Below are 17,060 nucleotides of genomic sequence, written 5' to 3' on the forward strand. Positions count from 1 at the left end.
ATTCTCTGGCAAAGGATAACATGGCTCGGGGTGGAAAATGATGAAACAGGAACGTTGGCGTAATCTTTTCTGCACCGTCGCATGCGCCATAGTGACGGCAGCCTCGACAACCGCAATGCCGTCCGCGCAGGCACAGATGGCCGGCATCGAGGACGATGCCGCGGTCGTCGCCGAAAGCGAGGCGCCGCTCTATCTGCTTTCGACCGAAGAGCTGCGGGCTGTCCTGGCGCCTGTTGCTCTCTATCCCGACGAGCTGCTTGCCATCGTGCTGCCGGCCAGCACCAATCCTCTGCAAGTCGTTCAGGCGAGCCGTTTTCTTGAGAAGAAGGCGACAGATCCGGCTCTGGAGCCAAACCCAGACTGGGACCCCGCCATTGCCGCGCTGATCAATTATCCGGAGGCGGCCACTCAGATGAACGACAATCTGGAATGGACCGAGCAGCTTGGCAATGCGGTGCTGGACCAGCAAGAAGACGTCATGAACACCATACAGCAGTTGCGCGACGAAGCCGTTGATGCCGGATATCTCAAATCGAACGAACAGCAGACGATCGTCCAGGAAGGCGATACCATCATCGTTCAGCCGGCCCAGCCGAACGTCGTCTACGTGCCTACGTACGACCCGCAGCCGATTGTCTATCAAAACTACGCGGCCTATCCCCCGCCTGTCTATTCGACGCCCTACGTTCCTTACTACAATCCAACGGCGACCTTCTTCGCCGGAGCCGTCGTCGGTGCCACCTTTGCCTATGCCTTCGATTGGGACGACGACGACATCGATATTGATTGCTGTGACGGTGACTTCGACGGAGGCGACATCGAGATCAACAATAGCGGGGACATCAATATCGACAATGACCGGGTCAACATCGATAACAATCGCTTCAGTGCCGAGACGCGTCCCGCCAAGCAAGGAAAAATGACCTGGAGTCCGGAGAAGGCACGGCAGAAATCCACTACGGCACGCCAGACGACAGCCAAAGCACGGCCTGCAGTTAGCGGCACACCCGTCACGTCGCCCAAACCCGCTGCGAGAATCCAGAGCGGTGCTGCCGTTCAGAAGCAAAGCCAACGAGGCCAGACCAGCTTGAACCTTCCTAAGAAGTCGTCGAGCGTGACGACGAAGGTATCGACGCAACAGAAGCAGCTCAAGCCCAAGCAACAGAAACTGCCTCAGGTTCAAAAGCAGGAACCAGCCAAGGCGATCAACCAGACGCAGCTCAAACAAAAACCTGGGGGCGCATTTGGCCAAGTGTCATCGGGATCAAAAGTCAACGTCCAGAGCAAGCGCGGCGCCAACAGCCTCAAGGCCAGCGGCCAGCCTCGGCCGAATCGCCGCTGATTTCTCCATTCGGTCGGCTGAATTTGCTTTGGAAGGGAGCGTCTTATGAAGAAAAGGATCGAAGCAATGCCTGATAACCGTGGCCGGACACTCCGGCCGATCCGCTGGGCCGCCACGTTGGTGCTTGCCGTATGGCTTGCGCCACCCGCCCAGGCCGAGGACGCGAAGGTGTATGAGACGCCGGAGGCGGCCGCGGAGGCACTGGTCGGCGCCTTGAAGGCAGGCAACCGTGAGGCGATTCTGGACGTGCTGGGGGATGAGTACAAGGACAGCCTCTTCACCGATGACGAGACAGCCGAGCGCGAAAATCGAAAGCTGGCGCTCGCCGCTGCAACGGAAGCGATGACCCTGCAGGAAGGAGATGGCGACACGCGCACCATTCTCATCGGGAAACAGCAGTGGCCGGTGCCGTTTCCGATCGTCCGCACTGCAAAAGGATGGCAGTTCGACGCTGAGGCGGGACTCTACGAACTGCTCGCCAGGCGCATCGGAGCCAACGAGCTCGCTGCGATCTCTGCCTTGCGTGCCTACGTAAAGGCACAGGTCGAATATGCGGTCGCCGATCGCGACGGCGACGAAGTTCTCGAATATGCGCAGAGGTTGGCGAGCTCAAACGGCAAGCACGATGGCCTCTATTGGGAGGTAGCCGAGGCTTCAAACGAGGCCGTCAGTCCCTTGCGGAGCTTTGTCGCACTTCAGGGTGGATATTTTGAAAGCCGCGACGCTGGTGATCCACTGAGAGGCTACTACTTTCGTGTCCTGACTCGCCAGGGCGAGAATGCGCCTGGCGGACGATACGACTATGTCATCAACGGCAACATGATTGCCGGCTACGGCCTGATAGCGGTACCAGCCGAATATGGCGTCACGGGAGTCCAGACATTCGTCGTCAGCCACCAAGGCAAGCTCTACGAGAAGGATCTTGGAGAGGACACCGATCTCGCCTCGGCGGCAATTCAAGAGTTCAACCCGGATGACTCGTGGCAGCCCGCCGTAAAATAGGCCAGCGAGTGTCAGAGGGAGCGAACGTCAGGGAGAAAACGATGAACGTGAAGATGAAGATCGCAAGCATGCTATCGGCTGCTGCTTTGATCGCGGCGGCGTTCACGCAAGCCAGTGCTGCGGACGTTACGCCGGCGGAGGCGCGGGCTATCGCAAAGGACGCTTATGTTTTTGGCTTTCCGATAGTCGACAACTACAGGGTTGTGCATGCCTACTTCATCGACACTCAGAGCCCGGAGTTCAAGAGTCCGCTGAATCAGATCGCAAGCGCCGCGAACGTCTACACGCCCGCAGACAAAGCGGTCCAGACACCTAACTCCGACACGCCTTACTCTTATGCCTTTCTCGATCTGCGGGCGGAGCCGATCGTGCTGACACTTCCGGCTATCGAGAAGGACCGTTACTACTCAGTGCAACTCGTCGATCTCTACACGCATAACTTCGCCTATCTCGGGACGCGGGCTGAGGGCAACGGCGGCGGCAGCTACCTGATCGCCGGGCCCGGTTGGACCGGCGAGGCTCCGAGTGGAATCACTAAAGTCATCCGGTCGGAGACGGAGTTTGTTTTCCCGGTCTATCGGACCCAGCTCTTCGGTCCGGATGACATCGAAAACGTCAAGAAAATCCAGGCCGGCTACAAGCTCGAGCCACTCTCAGCCTATCTCCAGGCCGAGGCTCCAGCATCGGCGCCGGAGATCAATTGGCCGAAACCGTCGACCGCTCAGGATCAGCGCACCTCGCCGGAGTTCTTCAACCTGCTCGCCTTCGTCCTGCAATTCTGCCCGGTCAATCCTGCCGACGCCGACCTTCGCGCAAGCTTCGCCAAGATCGGCGTGGAGCCTGGCAAGACGGTCGACATCGCCGTGCTGTCGCCCGACATGCGCGCCGCGCTCGTGAGCGGCATGGAAGACGGCCAGAGGGAGATCGACGCGGTCCGCGCCGTCACGGCGAACGCCGCCGACGTTCTCGGCGCGCGAGAGCTATTCAATGGGGAATGGGTTAAGCGAGCGGTTGGCGCCCAAATGGGAATCTACGGGAACTCAAAACAAGAGGCCTACTACGGCGCCTATCAAAAGGATGCCGCCGGCCAGCCATACGATGCTTCGGAGAAGAACTACACTCTGAATTTTGCGCCGGGCGCCTTCCCCCCGGTCAACGCTTTCTGGTCGATGACCATGTATGATCTGCCGGCCCAGCTGCTCGTGGCGAATCCGATCAATCGCTATCTCATCAATTCGCCGATGCTTCCCAACATGAAGCTCGACCCCGATGGCGGGCTGACCATTTATATCCAGGTTGAGAATCCTGGCCCGGATAAGGAGTCGAACTGGTTGCCTGCGCCGAAAGGTCCCTTCTTCGGTGTCATGCGCCTCTACTATCCGAAGGAAGAAGTCCTGACCGGCGCGTGGACGGTGCCGCCACTCGAAGTAGCAAATTGACAGAGGTTAAAAGAAGGCGGCGCTCGACGCCGCCTTGCGTCCTCTTGAAGGTGCTGGAGCCCGGCACATACGGGCCGTAAGAGATATTGAACGGGAGTGACGCGATGAGCGGTACCGCACAAGCACCCAGCTTCGCTCAGTCGGGCTGGCGCTTCGGAATCGGAATTCTGCTAGTTGCTGGGGGATATGTGGCATGGGCGCTCATCCCGCTGGTAGCCGGGGCGGACTTAAGCATGGGCCTGAAGACCCCCTTGACGGGTTTCCTCGCCGTCATGCCGGTGCTGACGAAAGTCGCTGCCATCGCTGTAATGGGAAAGCCTGGTTTCAATCTGCTGAAGACTTACGTGTTCAACTTCCTCGGCCGCTTCCGGCCGGCTGAACAGGTGAGCCAGGGCCGCTATCGCATCGGGCTCGTGCTGTTCGTTCTGTCCCTCGTATTCAGCTCACTGTTGCCGTACTTCCCCGGAATATTCGTCGACTGGGAGGCGAACGAGAAATTTTGGAGTTTGGCCGCCGATGCGGTTCTCATCGCGAGCTTGTTCGTCCTCGGAGGCGAGTTCTGGAACAAACTCGCGGCGCTCTTTGACTATAATGCGAAGGTTTCAACTCAGGACGACAGGGGCGCGTAAGGCAGACCGATGAGGTCTGTGTCCCGCCGCTCGCGGGTGAGGGCCGGCAATCGCAGCTTCGAGGCGCTAGGCGATCACCGTGATCGAAATGTCCAAGGGGGCGACTATGAGCGTTGCTGAAACAACCGAGCCGACCGAGACAGCAATGCCGACGGAGGCAACGAAGTCCCACAATCCGGTTCGCCGGTGGGTCGCCATCATCCTTCTCATCTGCGTCATACTCTTTGGATATTCGCTGATCGCCGATCGCCTGACGCCCTATACACCACAAGGCATCGTCCAGGCGTTTGTCGTGGCCATTGCCCCGGAAGTGCCCGGACGCATCGTCGAGGTCGCGGTCGAAGACAATCAGAAAGTCGAGGCCGGACAGTTGCTGTTCCGCGTCGATCCTGAGCCCTACGAAATCGCGCGCGAAAAGGCCATGGCTGACGTGGCAGCCGCCGGACAGTCGATCGGTGCCGACACGGCAGGTGTCAGCGCTGCCCAGGCCAAGGTGGTGGAAGCTCAGGCCAACCTCACCAACGTGATGGAGCAGACGGCGCGCACACAGGAGCTGGTCAAGAAGGGCGTTTTTGCCAAGGCGCGCGGCGACCAAGCGAAAGCCGAGCGCGATGCTGCCAAGGCCAAGTTCAGGCAGGCGCAGGCCGAGCAGCGCCAAGCCGAGGAAGCGCTGGGGCCACAGGGCGCCGACAATCCGCAGCTTCGTGCCTCTACCGCCGCGCAGGCGAAAGCGGAACGCGATCTTATCCGCACCATGGTCAACGCACCCACGCCCGGGCTGGTCACCAATCTGCAATTGACCTTGGGGCAATTCGCCGCGGCCGGCCAGCCCGTCATGACATTCATTGACGCGCGCAGTTACTGGGTCATCGCCAGCTTCCGCGAGAACAACCTGGAGAACGTGAAACCGGGCGATGCCGTCGATATCGTATTCGACGCACTGCCGGGCGAGATCTTCCCCGGCACGGTCGAAAGTATCGGTTGGGGCGTGTCCAATTACAACAGCGGGAATCTCGGCGCTCTGCCCACGATCAGGAATCAATCGAGCTGGATCCGCGATCCACAGCGATTTCCAGTGCGGATCGAACTGGACGCAGAAAAATACGTGCCCGGTCTTAGGCACGGATCTCAGGCCAATGTCATCGTCTATACCGGAGAGAACGGCTTGGTGAATGCCGTCGGCCGGGCGTGGATCTGGCTCGTCAGCATCCTTACTTATGCCACCTGACAGTTCCACGCTCGACGCCCTTCAGAAGCGCCAACGAAAGAGTCTGCGGATTGCTCTGGCGGTCGCGTTAGGCCTGACGATCGCCGAAATCCAGGGGGAGCCTTTCACTTTCCTCGCTCCGCTGCTGGCATTTCAAATGCTGTTGAACAGCCGGCAGACCCCCAGCTTGCCGCAAGCACTGGGATTCGTGGTGATCATTGCGGCCGCCAGCGGCTTCGCTCTCGGTCTTGCCAACACCTTGCAGAATCGTCCGCTCGTATACCTGCTCGTTCTGGGGTTGGTCGTTTTCGGATGTTTTCTCATGCAATTGACGGGCAGAGGCGGCCCACTGCCGGCAATGCTCTTGACCTGTAACGTCATGGTGCCTGTCCTGGCGGTGGTCTCGCGGGACCTGGCCCAGCACTTCGTCTGGATCATGATCGCATCGGCGGGTTCCGCCGTCTTGCTGGCATGGCTGGGCTACGCGCTCTTTCCCGATACCCCCGGCATGATCTCCATCGAGGCTGGGAGGGAGCCGCAGAATCAGCCATCCGCTACGATCGCCCCGGTTCGAACGGCCTGCGCCTATACCCTTATCCTCATGCCTGCGCTGATCCACTATCTGGCTGTCGACGGAGAAGTCAGCATCGTTGTCCTCATCACCATCGTCTCGCTGCTCAGCCAAAAGGTCGACATACGCCAGCGCGCAGCCTTTGGGTTGTTGCTCGGCAATCTGATTGGGGGCGTACTCGCCAGCGTCGCCTACTACACGGTCGCCATGGTTCCATGGCTTCCGCTCCTGTTCCTGGTGACGCTCGCAGTTGCACTGGCCTTGTCCGAAGGCGCCACGCGTCCCACGCCTGAAGCGGAAATCTTCGCCGTCGCGATGCCAACCTTCCTGATCCTGCTGGGCCTAGGATTGACGCCGATCAGCGATGGCAGCGGCGGCGCCTTCATCAGCCGGTTTATTGACGTCGGCCTTGCGTCACTCTATGCGCTGGCTGGTGTCAGTTTGCTGCTCCCGCGACGCTGCATCTTGCCTTGTCAAGCACGGTTCCGAGGCTGACTGGAACAAGATCGAAGCAGCCATCAGCACGCAACTCGCCAGCCTCGCCTTCGTCGCGCAATGTCGGCGCGACAACTCTCGCGCGAACGCGGTTCGGCCTTGCTCCGATCCTCGGCTGAAACTAAGCGTGTCCGCTTCGCGAATTCCGCTTCCAGCCCTGTGTCCAGGGCCTGGGATAGTGTCCAGCAAGGCTGCCATTTGCGGAGAGTTATGATGGAACTCCAGTTGGACGGGTCAATTCTTCCGACCCAGACGTTTCATAAGGAACGTTTCGGTCGCGCTACTTGAGCGCGACGCGACGCTTGTCGCCCGCTCGGCGAAAGCCCAGATCTTTTGCTCCGCTTCGGACCGTTACGGCTATGTGCGGCGGGCACTGGCAAGTGTGCATTGAAGCTGATGGATCAGTTGAATGGCAAAGAACGAGCGCCGATGTCCACGCCTGGTGTCCGATGCGGACGGTGTGGCGCAGCGCCCTGATGCGGTCTTCCGAATGGGATTGCGACGTCCGTGGGTGCACGGAAATGCTAGTGCCGACGATGCGTGGACAGCCTCCAAATCACTCTGCCACCTCGATGAACCTAAGGACGGTGATGACCGCGATCGAGAGATAGACGGCGGCAGTTCCCTGCTCCGCGAACCTGCCAATCTGCGTTCGGCCCGCCGGTAACCGGACGCGCGCAACAGTGAGGACGCACGCAGCGTCGACCGTCAACCTAGTGCAAATATATAACGCGCTCAACACGATCATCTGTTCCGCGATCGAATCATTCCGGTCGATGAACTGCGGGAAAAAGGCGGTATAGAACAGAAGCGCCGCAGGATTCGCGAAGGCGATCGTCAGGCCGTCCAGGAGCGGCTTACGACAGCGAGACAAGATTGCCGTTCGCGAGGTCCCACGGCGGACGAGCAGGGCCTCTGCGGCGAGCCAGATGAGGTAAAGCGCCCCAGCGAGCGAAAGCCATCGAAACACCGCCGGCAAGAGTTCGCTGGAAAGCCGCAAGCCCGCAAACGTTGCCCCGAGCAAGCACGCATCGCCAAGCCCGACGCCGACCACAGTCAGCAGGCCGGCCGCGGTTCCGCGCCGTACAGTGTTATGAGTGACAATCGCTATGACCGGGCCGGGCGTTACAAGAAGAAGGAGCGTCGCCGCCAAGAATTGGGCAAGAGTGGACCAATCCACGCCGTAGTTCCGATCCTAGCGGTTGACCTGTGCCTGGTCGAAGCCCGCCATCTTGGTGCTATTTGTACGCAATCGCCGCGCTTGTGGGCCCCGCTAGGTGTCGAACCTCGCAGTGCGCGAAGCCCGCGTCTCGGCACCAGCCGGCAAAGTCGGCACCGGTAAAGTCGAATGCGTCTCCGAACTCGATCAGCATGTTGAGAGACATCAGCAGGCCGAATGCGTTCTTTCGCCGCTCATCATCGATGATGTTCTCGATCGCGATCAGTGCTCCGCCCTTGGGCAGAGCGCGGTACGCCTTGGCGATCAGCATCTTCTTACGGTCGAGATTCCAGTCATGAAGGATCATCCCCATAGTGATGATATCGGCTCTCGGGAATCCGTCGTGAAGGAAGTCGATGACGTCCGCCTGCACTCGCTCGCTCAGGCCATGTTTGCGGATGTTGCGTTCTGCAATCGGCTTCACGACGGGCAGATCGCATGAGCGGCAGGAAAGATGCGTGTGTTGGCTTGCGACCGAACAAGAGAGCTGTCCGCTCGCACCGCCAATGTCGGCCAACGTGCTGTAGGGTGAGAAGTCGAACTTCTCGGCGAGGGCGCTAAAGTTCGCCTTCGAAATGCCGGCCATAGCGTCCATGAATTGCTCCAGCCGTTTTGGGTCGGCGTAGAGTTCATCGAACATTGGCAGGCCGGAATGCTTGACCTCGTTCTGCGGCTTTCCCGTCTTCAGTGCCGGCGTCAAGTCGGCCCAGAATCGGTAAAGCCGCGCATTCGCCATTTCGAGGATCCCGCCACTGTATTGCGGGCTCTTGCGATCAAGAAACACTGCCGTCTCGGCGGTGTTGCGGTATCGACCCGCCACGCCGTTGCCGTCGCGCTCGAGCAGGCCAAGCGCGACCAGAGCGTCCAGAAGGTCGTACGTTCCGCGCGGATTGAGTTCCAAGGCGCGTTCAAGTTCGCGCCCAGTCTTCGACCTATCGGCAAGGTAGGTGAAGACGCCTAACTCTACAGCGCTCAGCAGCGCCTTCGATGCCCAGAATCCCATGCCGATCTGCATAATGTGATCTGGCGTGACGTCACCACGCGACATTGTCGGCAGCTTGGCGTCTTCCATTGCTGTGTCTCCAATTTTGCGGGCGCCGCGGAGGCGTATCCACTGGCATAACTAATTGATTTGATCTCATTACCTGGTTGGCCGTTAAGGAGCATGTCGCCGCCAAGCTCGCGAATGCTGTCCGACTGCTCGAAGACCGTGCACTCGATACCGGCGGCATGCGGGCTCAGCGCGCTCGCTAATCCACCGATACCCCCACCGATGGCCAGCACCTTCATGGGTTCCATCTCTCGGTCATTGCGGAATGGCACGAAGTGCTCAGCGTCCGGCTTGGAGGGTAGCCGTCTGCGGTCGCGAGCGAAGTGAACCGGTTCACAGGGGGACGTGCCGCACTAGCGAGTTTGCTCGGTTTCGTCATTACGGCGGGCCTGGACAAACCCGAGCTCGCGCCATCGGTAGTCCGGCAAGGATTCCACCTCGATCGTCATGGGCGGCGAGGCGTGTCGCTCCGGTCGCGCCGCACTGCGCCGCTCGCTCCCGATCAGCTGCCAGATCCAGTGCAACGACCTGATTGCCATGGCGATCCTCCAGTCAGGCGATGATGCCGGCTGTGGCTGATGTGCATCGACCCGGGAACACGTCAGGGTCGTGCCACTTTCCGAGGCTGGAGCCGTCTGCTCCTCCTTGATCGGCAAGGGCGATACGTCGGGCATCTTTTCGCTGGGCAGCGTTTGCCTGCAGCGTCGGTGGTAAGATAGGAAAGGCAGAGGACTGCTACGAGAGCCAATTCCTGCAAAGTCTGGCAGGCCAATTCATGGCGCCCTATACTGCGGAAATGGAGCTTCACATCAGCCTGGTCGGTCGCAAAGACCTCAGCGGCGAGATCTACCGGCAGCTGCGCCGGGCGATCGTCGAGGGTCAGCTGCGGCCCGGCGATCCGCTGCCGCCCAGCAGGGAGCTCGCGCGGCAGCTCACGGTCTCTCGCACGACGATCACCGGCGTTTATGACCGTCTCGCCGGCGAAGGATTCGTGACGTCGCGCGTGGGCGCGGGCACGGTCGTCAGCGAGAACCTGGCATCGACGCGAAGCAGGCCGAAGAACAAGCGGATCGGCGCTGCGCTGCGCGCGCGCCCGGTCTGGAATGCGATTTGGCTGCCGCCTATGATCTTCGCCCAGCCTCCCCGTTTCGACTTTCGGAGCGGCCTCCCCGATGCGGCGCTGTTCCCGCACGACGCGTGGCGACGATTGATGGGTCGCCAACTGCGCTCCGAAGCCGAGAGCACGATCGTCTACGACAACCCGGCGGGCAACAGAGGGCTGCGGGAAGCCATTGCGCGTCACATCGCCGTCTCCCGCGGTGTCGAGGCGTCGGCCGACGACGTCATTGTCACGAACGGCACGCAGCAGGCGCTGGACGTCATCGCACGGGTGCTACTCTCACCCGGAGATCACATTGCCGTGGAGGATCCGGGCTATTCACTTGCGCGGTGGGCATTCGCGGCGCTCGGTCTGCGCGTGACCGGCGTTGCGGTCGACCGCGACGGTCTCGATGTCGACGCCCTTCCGCGGCAAGCGCGCGCCGTCTACGTGACGCCGTCCCACCAGTACCCGCTCGGCGTGTCGATGGCGCTGCCTCGACGATTGGCGCTCCTGGCCTGGGCCGATCGCCACAACACCGCGGTCATCGAGGACGATTACGACAGCGAGTTTCGCTTCGGAGGGCGTCCGATCGAGCCGCTCCGGATGCTCGATACGACCGGGAGGGTCATATACATCGGCTCGTTCTCGAAGACGCTGCTGCCCACGCTGCGTCTGGGATTCGTCGTGGTCCCGCCCTCGCTACGCGAGGCTGTTCACAAGGCGAAGCTTGTGACTGACTGGCACACCTCGACAACCATCCAGGCCGTGCTGGCGGACTTCATTGACGGCGGCGGATTTGCCCGTCATCTTCGCAAGGCGCGCGAAGTCTATCGGGCGCGTCACCGGATGATCGCGGACGCATTGGCCCGCGACTTTGCCGACCATCTCGAGGTCATCCCCTCGACCACCGGACTTCACATCGCCGCCGTCGCGCGCACCGCGTCCGCCGGCCGGATCGGCGCCGTCGTGCGCCGGGCGTGCGACGCCGGTGTCGCCGTTCAGGAGCTGTCGAGGTTCGGTGTCGATTCGCCGGGACCATCCGGACTGCTGCTGGGATATGGGGCAATCCCTACCGCCAGCATCGAAGACGGGCTGCGGCGGCTACGATCCTGCTTTTACCACTGAACCGTCGTCGGCGGTCCTGCGGCGAAAAGCACAACGTGACAGTCACATCTGAGCTATGTCGGCTTATCGCACTAACGTGCCATTCTCTTGAGCAAGTACATGGTCCGCTATTGCGGGCGTAGCAGACGAAAGTAGCTCATTGCCCGACGGGATTTCACGAGTAGGCGTGCGCCGCTCAAGGCGGCGCTGCTCCAATGTTTGATGTTGTGATCTGGCGAGCCAACAGACGAAATCGCAATGCACGACATTGCTGAGATAACGTGCTCCGTAACCTCCAAGATCTATCGTCACCTATCGCGGGCAAGCAGCTACCTGTGACGGTTGGGCTGACGGTATTCGTAGGTGGCCGGGAGAATTATTTCGTCTTGTCAACGACTTGAATGGGTCGTTGATGATCGAGTGGGAGTGAGGGTACTTAAACGCCATTTGGGCGCATGTAGGCGTACGGATTTCCCAGTCCGTTGATCATGTGCGACCGATAGTCAATAGGACGGTGGTGCGCATGTGAGCGAAAGCGAGAGAAATTGAGTGCATGCCCGCCGCTGTCCACCAGATGAGGTATCGAAGGTAGCTCTTCAATTTGACGGTATATTCCCTACAGCTGAGTCATCTCTCAATAGTGCGGCCGTTACCGCGAAGCTGATGCTCGTTCCGCTTTCTGCAGGCAAGCGGACGTAAACTCAAAAGCAGATCATGGCAGTATGTGGGATAAACCGGACTAGGCTGCCGTTACTTCCAGCCCGCGCTGCACCGCCGGCCGCGCGAGGCCACGGTTGAGCCACGCCTGCACATGAAAAAAGCGGTCGAAGCCGACGAGCTCGCGCGCTTCGTAAAAGCCGATCAGGTTGCGCACCCAGCCGAGCAGCGAAATATCGGCGATGCTGTAGTCAGCGCCCATCACCCAGTCGCGGCCCGCGAGCCGTTCGTCGAGGACACCGAGCAGCCGCGCTGATTCGGTTACGTAGCGGTCGCGCGGGCGCTTGTCCTCATAGGCCTTGCCGGCGAATTTGTGGAAGAAACCGACCTGGCCGAACATCGGCCCGACTCCGCCCATCTGCCACATGACCCACTGGATTGTTTCGTAGCGGGTGTTCGGATCGGCAGAGATAAATTGTCCCGTCTTGTCGGCAAGATAGAGGAGGATCGCGCCCGATTCGAACAGCGCGAGCGGCGTGCCGCTCGGTCCGTCGGGGTCGTAGATAGCGGGAATCTTGCCGTTCGGGTTGAGCGCGAGAAAGGCCGGATCATGGTTCTCGTTCGCCATGATGTCGATGCGATGCGGCTCATAGGCGAGGCCTGCCTCCTCCAGCATGATGCGCACCTTCACCCCATTAGGCGTCGGGAGAGAAAAGAGTTGCAGCCGATCGGGGTACCTCGCCGGCCAGCGCGTGAAAATCGGATGATCGAGCATCACTTTTTCTTCCTCCCAGGCTTGTCGGGGCATACGACAAGCCCAGACGCGTTCCCAACCCTCTTTCCTGGGTGCATCTGGGCTTTGGCATCATGCTCGCATCACATCAAACCTCCAAGAGCCCTCGGAGATGTTCGATGCGACCGGATAGAGTTCAGATCGAGCCAGCCGACGTAACGGCAGGAAAGTCCTTCTCGGGATCGAACACGTTATTGAAGAAGTTCGTCAGGGAGTACATGGCCACCAGCGCGACGATCTCCATGACGTTCGCATCCGTGTAGCCGGCATCGCGGACGGCTTTCAGATCGGCATCACTGACCTGCCCTCGGGTCTCGATGACTTTGCGCGCAAACTGGACCGCGGCGTCCCGCTTCGGGTCTCTGGCATGGCCCTTCCGAGCGAGAATGATTTCATCGGCCGGCAACTTGGCCATATGCTCGGCCGTAAAGCTGTGCACTGTCAGGCAGTAGTTGCAGCCATTCACTTCGGAGACAGCGAGGCCGACGCTGTCACGCGTCTTCACGTCGAGCGCCTTGCTCAAGGAGCCGAGCAGGGCGGCCCATGCGTTGAATGCGATCGGGCTCTGCGCGAAGCTCGCCATCATATTTGGGGTGAACCCGATGTTCTTGGTGAACGCATCGAGAGTCGGTTTCGAATCGGCCGGCACCTGTTCCGGCTTTAGAGCAGCAGTTCTTGCCATCGTAATCTCCGTAAATTATTGATTTCACTAATAATCAAACGAGATCCAGCACCTCGGCCACCGGCAGGCGCGGCTTTTGCGGCCAGTTCCCCGGACGCTCCGCCCCTACGGACAAGAGCATGACCGGCACTTCGTTTGCAGCCAGTCCGAACTCGCGATGCACCGCTTCGTCATCGAAACCGATCATCGGTGTCGAACCCAAGCCCCACGAACTGGCTACATAGATCATCGCCGCCGCGCCGAAGGTGGCGGTGCGTACGGCCTCGTCGCGCTGTCGCTGCGGGTAATCCATGTACAGGTTGCGTGCGGGGATTTCCCAATCCGGCACCAACTTTTCCGGCATGATGCCCGCTTCCACCACGGGTATGAGGCGCTCTGGTATTACGCTGGAATCGGCCAACTGGCCGCAGACGATGAAGGTAACGGCCGCTTCGGTGATCGCGGGCTGATTCCAGGCGATCGGACGCAGCCGAGCCTTGGCTTCAGGCGAGCGTACGGCGATGAAGCGCCAGTTCTGCAAGTGGAAGGATGTCGGCGCGGTGGTGCCAATTCGCACCAGCTCGCGTATTTGGTCGTCGCTCAAAGTGGCGGCGGGGTCGTAATACTTGGTGGCCCTGCGGCTCAGGATACATTCGATGACGGCGTTGGTCGTTGTGGTTCCGTTTATCGCGGTAGTTCCGTTGGCCATGGTGATTCCTATGGGTGAAGGGATAGGTTGAGGTACAAGAGTGCTTTCGCTCTAAGCAGAGCTGCTGTCATTCAAGGTATTGAGTGGGGCTTTGGCTTACCGGGTCAGGGCCGGATAGCCGTGCGTGTAGATCCAGTCTGATTGTCGCGCCGGCTCATGACAGGACTGACAATCCGTCGTGTAGTCGGTGGATGTCGTCTTCTGTGGATCAGTTGCCTCGAACCAGGACCAACCCCAGCCGTCGCCCCAAAGCTTATTTCCAGGAAATCGGCCGACGTTGTCCTTCACCATGATGAACCAGCCAGCGAGCGTGCCAGCACTGCTTACGGTTCCGGTTGTCATATCTTGAGTAGTCGCATGGAACACTTCCTTCACGAGAACGGCGCCGTCGGGAAAGTGTCCGTTCTTGCGATACGCGGCGATGGTTCCGGGCGACGCATAGACCACGTGCAGCTCCTTTGAGCCCGGACCGTCGTCTGCAGCCACTGCCCAGCTACCCAGCATCTGATAAGCGGTCCGATAATCGGCAGGCACGCGCAGATTTCCCGTGTCGTCGACAACGGCAGCAGTCGTTTCGCCATACTGGGAGCTCGCATCGATCTCCCCGTAGGCAGTGACGGCGCCGATCACGGACAGTCCTGCCAGGGCGATGCCCAAGGCAGCGGCGATCCTCATGGCATTGTTCCCTGTGTTGGTGAATCGGTAGCGCTTGTTGACGATCTCAGTTGTCCAGCAGCGGATAGAATTGGGTCCAGACATCGTCTTTCTTAGCGCTCGCCTGGTGGCAGAAGGCGCACTCGGATTGAGGCTTCAGCTTGGCTGTCGCCGCTTTCGGCTCGTGGTGATTGAAGTTGTAGTAGCCCCAGCCACCAGTGTCGGCATAACGCTTGGTATCCTTGACCGTAACGTCGGCGCCGTTCCACTTTCCGGGGAAGTAGCCTCGCCCAGAGGGCTCGGTACGTGATCCATCCGGATTGTCGGCCGGGAGCGTCATCTGCAGTTCCTTGAAGAAGATTGTTCCCTCCGGGAACTCGCCTGTCTTCTTGTAGATCTGGTATGAGCCTGGTTCGATGTAGACGTTGTGAAATTCTGGAAAACCGGCCTGGCCGTCGTTGAGCGCGTTAGGAGTGAGCGGTGAGCCGACGTACACCCACTCATGGAAATTCTTCGGCAGGATCAGATCGCCCGATGCGGTATACTCGGGGAGATAGCGCTTCCTCGTCAGTGTGCCGCCGTCATTGGAGTCAGACTGGGCGAATACCGCTGTTACAGCGACCGCGCTGGAAACCGCTCCGGCGATCAGTAGGGTAATCATACGCATACCTTATTTTCTCCACGACATTGAGTGATGTCCGTCCTAGGTCGCTCCCGCGCCATAGCCTAAAGCCACGTTGCTACTGGTGCTGGCGCGATGAAACCCGCGTTGAGCATCCCTGGACGCGCGGACACGCATTCTGGACTCCAGAGCTGGCCAGCGCCGAGGAATCAGTCCGCCAGGTGTGCACGAATCTGGCTGAGGACGGAAAGAGCTCGGTTGGGTCGCAGCGTCGCGCTTGCACGAGCTCACGCGGCTTGCTTTCGACCTTTGCTGTTTCCAGTTTTTTCTTCCGCCAGGCAGCGAACTCAGCCAGCGCTGAAAGCCCGACGAACAGTTTCAACAGATGAGCGGACGTCGCTATCGGCGCGCCCTCTTAAAATGGTACTCCTCACGGGAGAGATGCCTCGGAGCGCGGTATTTGGCTCAAGCGCCCTTATCACTCTCACCGCTCTTCACGCGCAGCCGGTACTCGCTAGGATCAACGTTGTAGGCTTTGCGGAATGCTCGCACGAAGCTTGACCGGCTTTCGTAGCCGGCGTTGTAGGCCACAACGTCGACTGGGGCTGATGTCGTCGTGAGATCGAGCGCTGCCTGCCGCATCCTGAGGTCGCGAAGGACGGCCATGGGCGACCGACCAAAGATTTCGGAGAAGCGGGCCATGAAGGCCGAACGGCTCAAGCTTGCGCTATGCGCCAGGCTCGCAACCGTATGGGCGGCCCCCGGGTGCGCCACCATGTCGGCGAATGCACGCGTGATCTGCCGGTCCGCGAGAATGGAAAACCGATCAGTCCAGTTGCGGGAGGACTTCATCGACCGCCTCACCAGGGCGATGATGACCTGCTTCAGCAGGGAAGCCGTCATGGCGCCTATGCCGATTTCCTGCGAGCGAAGCTCCTCGATCGCTTCGCGAAGCTTCAGGTCGATCTTGTCCGTCGGCTCGAATTTCTCGACCACAGGCTCCCGCAATTCGCGAAACAACCCGACGGATTGTCCGAAGGATGCGTTGAAGAAGCCGCAGATCTGGATGACCTCTGGCTGCTCGGTCGGTACTCCGATGCGCAACACGCCGTCATGCCGCTTCCAGCAATCGCGGGAGATGAGCCTCTTCGGGCCGCTGCCTCCGTCGACTTCGATCGCGAACGGGGTATTCGGAGGCTTGATGATGAGCAGATGGGGCTCGAGCGACATCGAAGGCCCATCGCCGATCGAGATTCGTCCCCTGCCACTGATTGTGTAATGGATCGCCGGCGCGTCGATCGTCCCCATCTCGGCGCGATAGCCCGATGGAATCAGCATCTCGGTGAGCGCGACGACGTCGATCTCAAGTGCCCGCATGAGGTTGTTGAGGTTGGCGGCGGAAAGCTTCGAGGCAGAGACGGCGATCATCGAATCGGTCCGCTCCCCCTGTCCGCTTCCGGCCCGCGATTTGGCCGTGTTTTGCATAGCAACTTTCTTACAAGATCAACCCGTGAAACCGCTAGGTGAATCATGCCTTCATCCGCCATGCCAAAATTCATGGCACTGTGCATCGGCCCTGGCTCAAGGCCTTGCTGGCTCGCTGGCCGACCATGGTCGCGGCGACCGCGCTGGTGAACAAATGCGCAACGGCGCCAGATAGGCTGCGAAGGCTTCGCGCTCGGCCGGCGGCGCATGAGCGCCGAAGAAGTGGAGACGGCCGGTCTCATGTGCTGCTGCGAGCTGCTCCAGGAGCAGCCGGCGGAACAGGCGCGAGAGGACGCGGACCGGAAGGAAGAAGCCGGG

16 protein-coding genes and 1 pseudogene are annotated in these 17,060 nt (G+C 60.3%); 7 read left to right on the plus strand and 10 right to left on the minus strand.

Annotated elements, in window-relative coordinates; genetic code table 11:
- The first annotated feature begins 37 nt into the window (after positions 1-37).
- From DTX69_RS23090 to DTX69_RS23115, 6 genes are all read left to right on the plus strand, one after another.
- Positions 38-1,342: a DUF3300 domain-containing protein gene (locus DTX69_RS23090; protein WP_119303940.1), complete on the plus strand. Its 1,305-nt coding sequence runs from the start codon at positions 38-40 to the stop codon at positions 1,340-1,342.
- 45 nt (positions 1,343-1,387) lie between these two features.
- Positions 1,388-2,344, plus strand: a complete 957-nt coding sequence (locus tag DTX69_RS23095) for a DUF2950 domain-containing protein (RefSeq protein WP_119303941.1) — start codon at positions 1,388-1,390, stop codon at positions 2,342-2,344.
- Positions 2,345-2,385: 41 nt separating this feature from the next.
- Entirely contained in the window at positions 2,386-3,783 is a 1,398-nt protein-coding gene (locus DTX69_RS23100) for a DUF1254 domain-containing protein (RefSeq protein WP_119303942.1), read from the plus strand.
- A 104-nt stretch (positions 3,784-3,887) separates the two neighbouring features.
- Entirely contained in the window at positions 3,888-4,412 is a 525-nt protein-coding gene (locus DTX69_RS23105; protein ID WP_119303943.1) for a hypothetical protein, read from the plus strand.
- Positions 4,413-4,518: 106 nt separating this feature from the next.
- Positions 4,519-5,640: an HlyD family secretion protein gene (locus tag DTX69_RS23110; RefSeq protein WP_284736008.1), complete on the plus strand. Its 1,122-nt coding sequence runs from the start codon at positions 4,519-4,521 to the stop codon at positions 5,638-5,640.
- Positions 5,630-6,685 carry a DUF2955 domain-containing protein gene (locus DTX69_RS23115; protein ID WP_162917492.1) on the plus strand — a complete coding sequence of 352 codons (1,056 nt, stop codon included), beginning with the start codon at positions 5,630-5,632 and terminating at the stop codon, positions 6,683-6,685. The genes DTX69_RS23110 and DTX69_RS23115 overlap by 11 nt, the downstream gene beginning before the upstream one ends.
- 556 nt (positions 6,686-7,241) lie before the next feature.
- Here the strand turns inward: DTX69_RS23115 and DTX69_RS23120 are convergent.
- The 3 genes from DTX69_RS23120 to DTX69_RS30365 all read right to left on the minus strand — a co-directional run bounded on the left by DTX69_RS23120 (position 7,242) and on the right by DTX69_RS30365 (position 9,494).
- Positions 7,242-7,865 (minus strand): LysE family translocator, encoded by a 624-nt coding sequence (locus tag DTX69_RS23120; RefSeq protein WP_119303945.1) that lies wholly within the window; start codon positions 7,863-7,865, stop codon positions 7,242-7,244.
- Positions 7,866-7,923: 58 nt separating this feature from the next.
- On the minus strand, positions 7,924-8,976 hold the full coding sequence (locus DTX69_RS23125; RefSeq protein ID WP_284736009.1) for a methyltransferase: 1,053 nt from the start codon (positions 8,974-8,976) through the stop codon (positions 7,924-7,926).
- A gap of 332 nt (positions 8,977-9,308) precedes the next feature.
- Entirely contained in the window at positions 9,309-9,494 is a 186-nt protein-coding gene (locus tag DTX69_RS30365) for a hypothetical protein (RefSeq protein WP_162917493.1), read from the minus strand.
- Positions 9,495-9,730: 236 nt separating this feature from the next.
- On the opposite strand from DTX69_RS30365, the gene pdxR reads away from it, so the two are divergent.
- Positions 9,731-11,182: a MocR-like pyridoxine biosynthesis transcription factor PdxR gene (gene pdxR / locus DTX69_RS23130; RefSeq protein WP_284736010.1), complete on the plus strand. Its 1,452-nt coding sequence runs from the start codon at positions 9,731-9,733 to the stop codon at positions 11,180-11,182.
- Between the two features lie 718 nt (positions 11,183-11,900).
- Here pdxR and DTX69_RS23135 read toward each other — a convergent pair.
- The 7 genes and pseudogenes from DTX69_RS23135 to DTX69_RS31110 form a co-directional block, all read right to left on the minus strand.
- Entirely contained in the window at positions 11,901-12,593 is a 693-nt protein-coding gene (locus tag DTX69_RS23135) for a glutathione S-transferase N-terminal domain-containing protein (protein ID WP_284736011.1), read from the minus strand.
- A gap of 154 nt (positions 12,594-12,747) precedes the next feature.
- Positions 12,748-13,293, minus strand: a complete 546-nt coding sequence (locus tag DTX69_RS23140) for a carboxymuconolactone decarboxylase family protein (protein WP_119303946.1) — start codon at positions 13,291-13,293, stop codon at positions 12,748-12,750.
- 34 nt (positions 13,294-13,327) lie between these two features.
- Positions 13,328-13,981, minus strand: coding sequence for a nitroreductase family protein (locus tag DTX69_RS23145; RefSeq protein ID WP_119303947.1), 654 nt, complete (start codon positions 13,979-13,981; stop codon positions 13,328-13,330).
- A gap of 96 nt (positions 13,982-14,077) precedes the next feature.
- Positions 14,078-14,656: a cytochrome P460 family protein gene (locus DTX69_RS23150; RefSeq protein ID WP_119303948.1), complete on the minus strand. Its 579-nt coding sequence runs from the start codon at positions 14,654-14,656 to the stop codon at positions 14,078-14,080.
- A gap of 46 nt (positions 14,657-14,702) precedes the next feature.
- Positions 14,703-15,302 (minus strand): cytochrome P460 family protein, encoded by a 600-nt coding sequence (locus DTX69_RS23155; RefSeq protein ID WP_119303949.1) that lies wholly within the window; start codon positions 15,300-15,302, stop codon positions 14,703-14,705.
- A gap of 420 nt (positions 15,303-15,722) precedes the next feature.
- A complete protein-coding gene (locus tag DTX69_RS23160; RefSeq protein WP_119303966.1) occupies positions 15,723-16,685 on the minus strand; it encodes an AraC family transcriptional regulator in 963 nt (320 codons plus the stop codon).
- 213 nt (positions 16,686-16,898) lie between these two features.
- A pseudogene (locus DTX69_RS31110) lies at positions 16,899-17,060 on the minus strand (IS91 family transposase); the annotation flags it as partial.

It is taken from the genome of Dongia deserti (genome assembly GCF_003574735.1).
Lineage (GTDB): Bacteria > Pseudomonadota > Alphaproteobacteria > Dongiales > Dongiaceae > Dongia_A > Dongia_A deserti.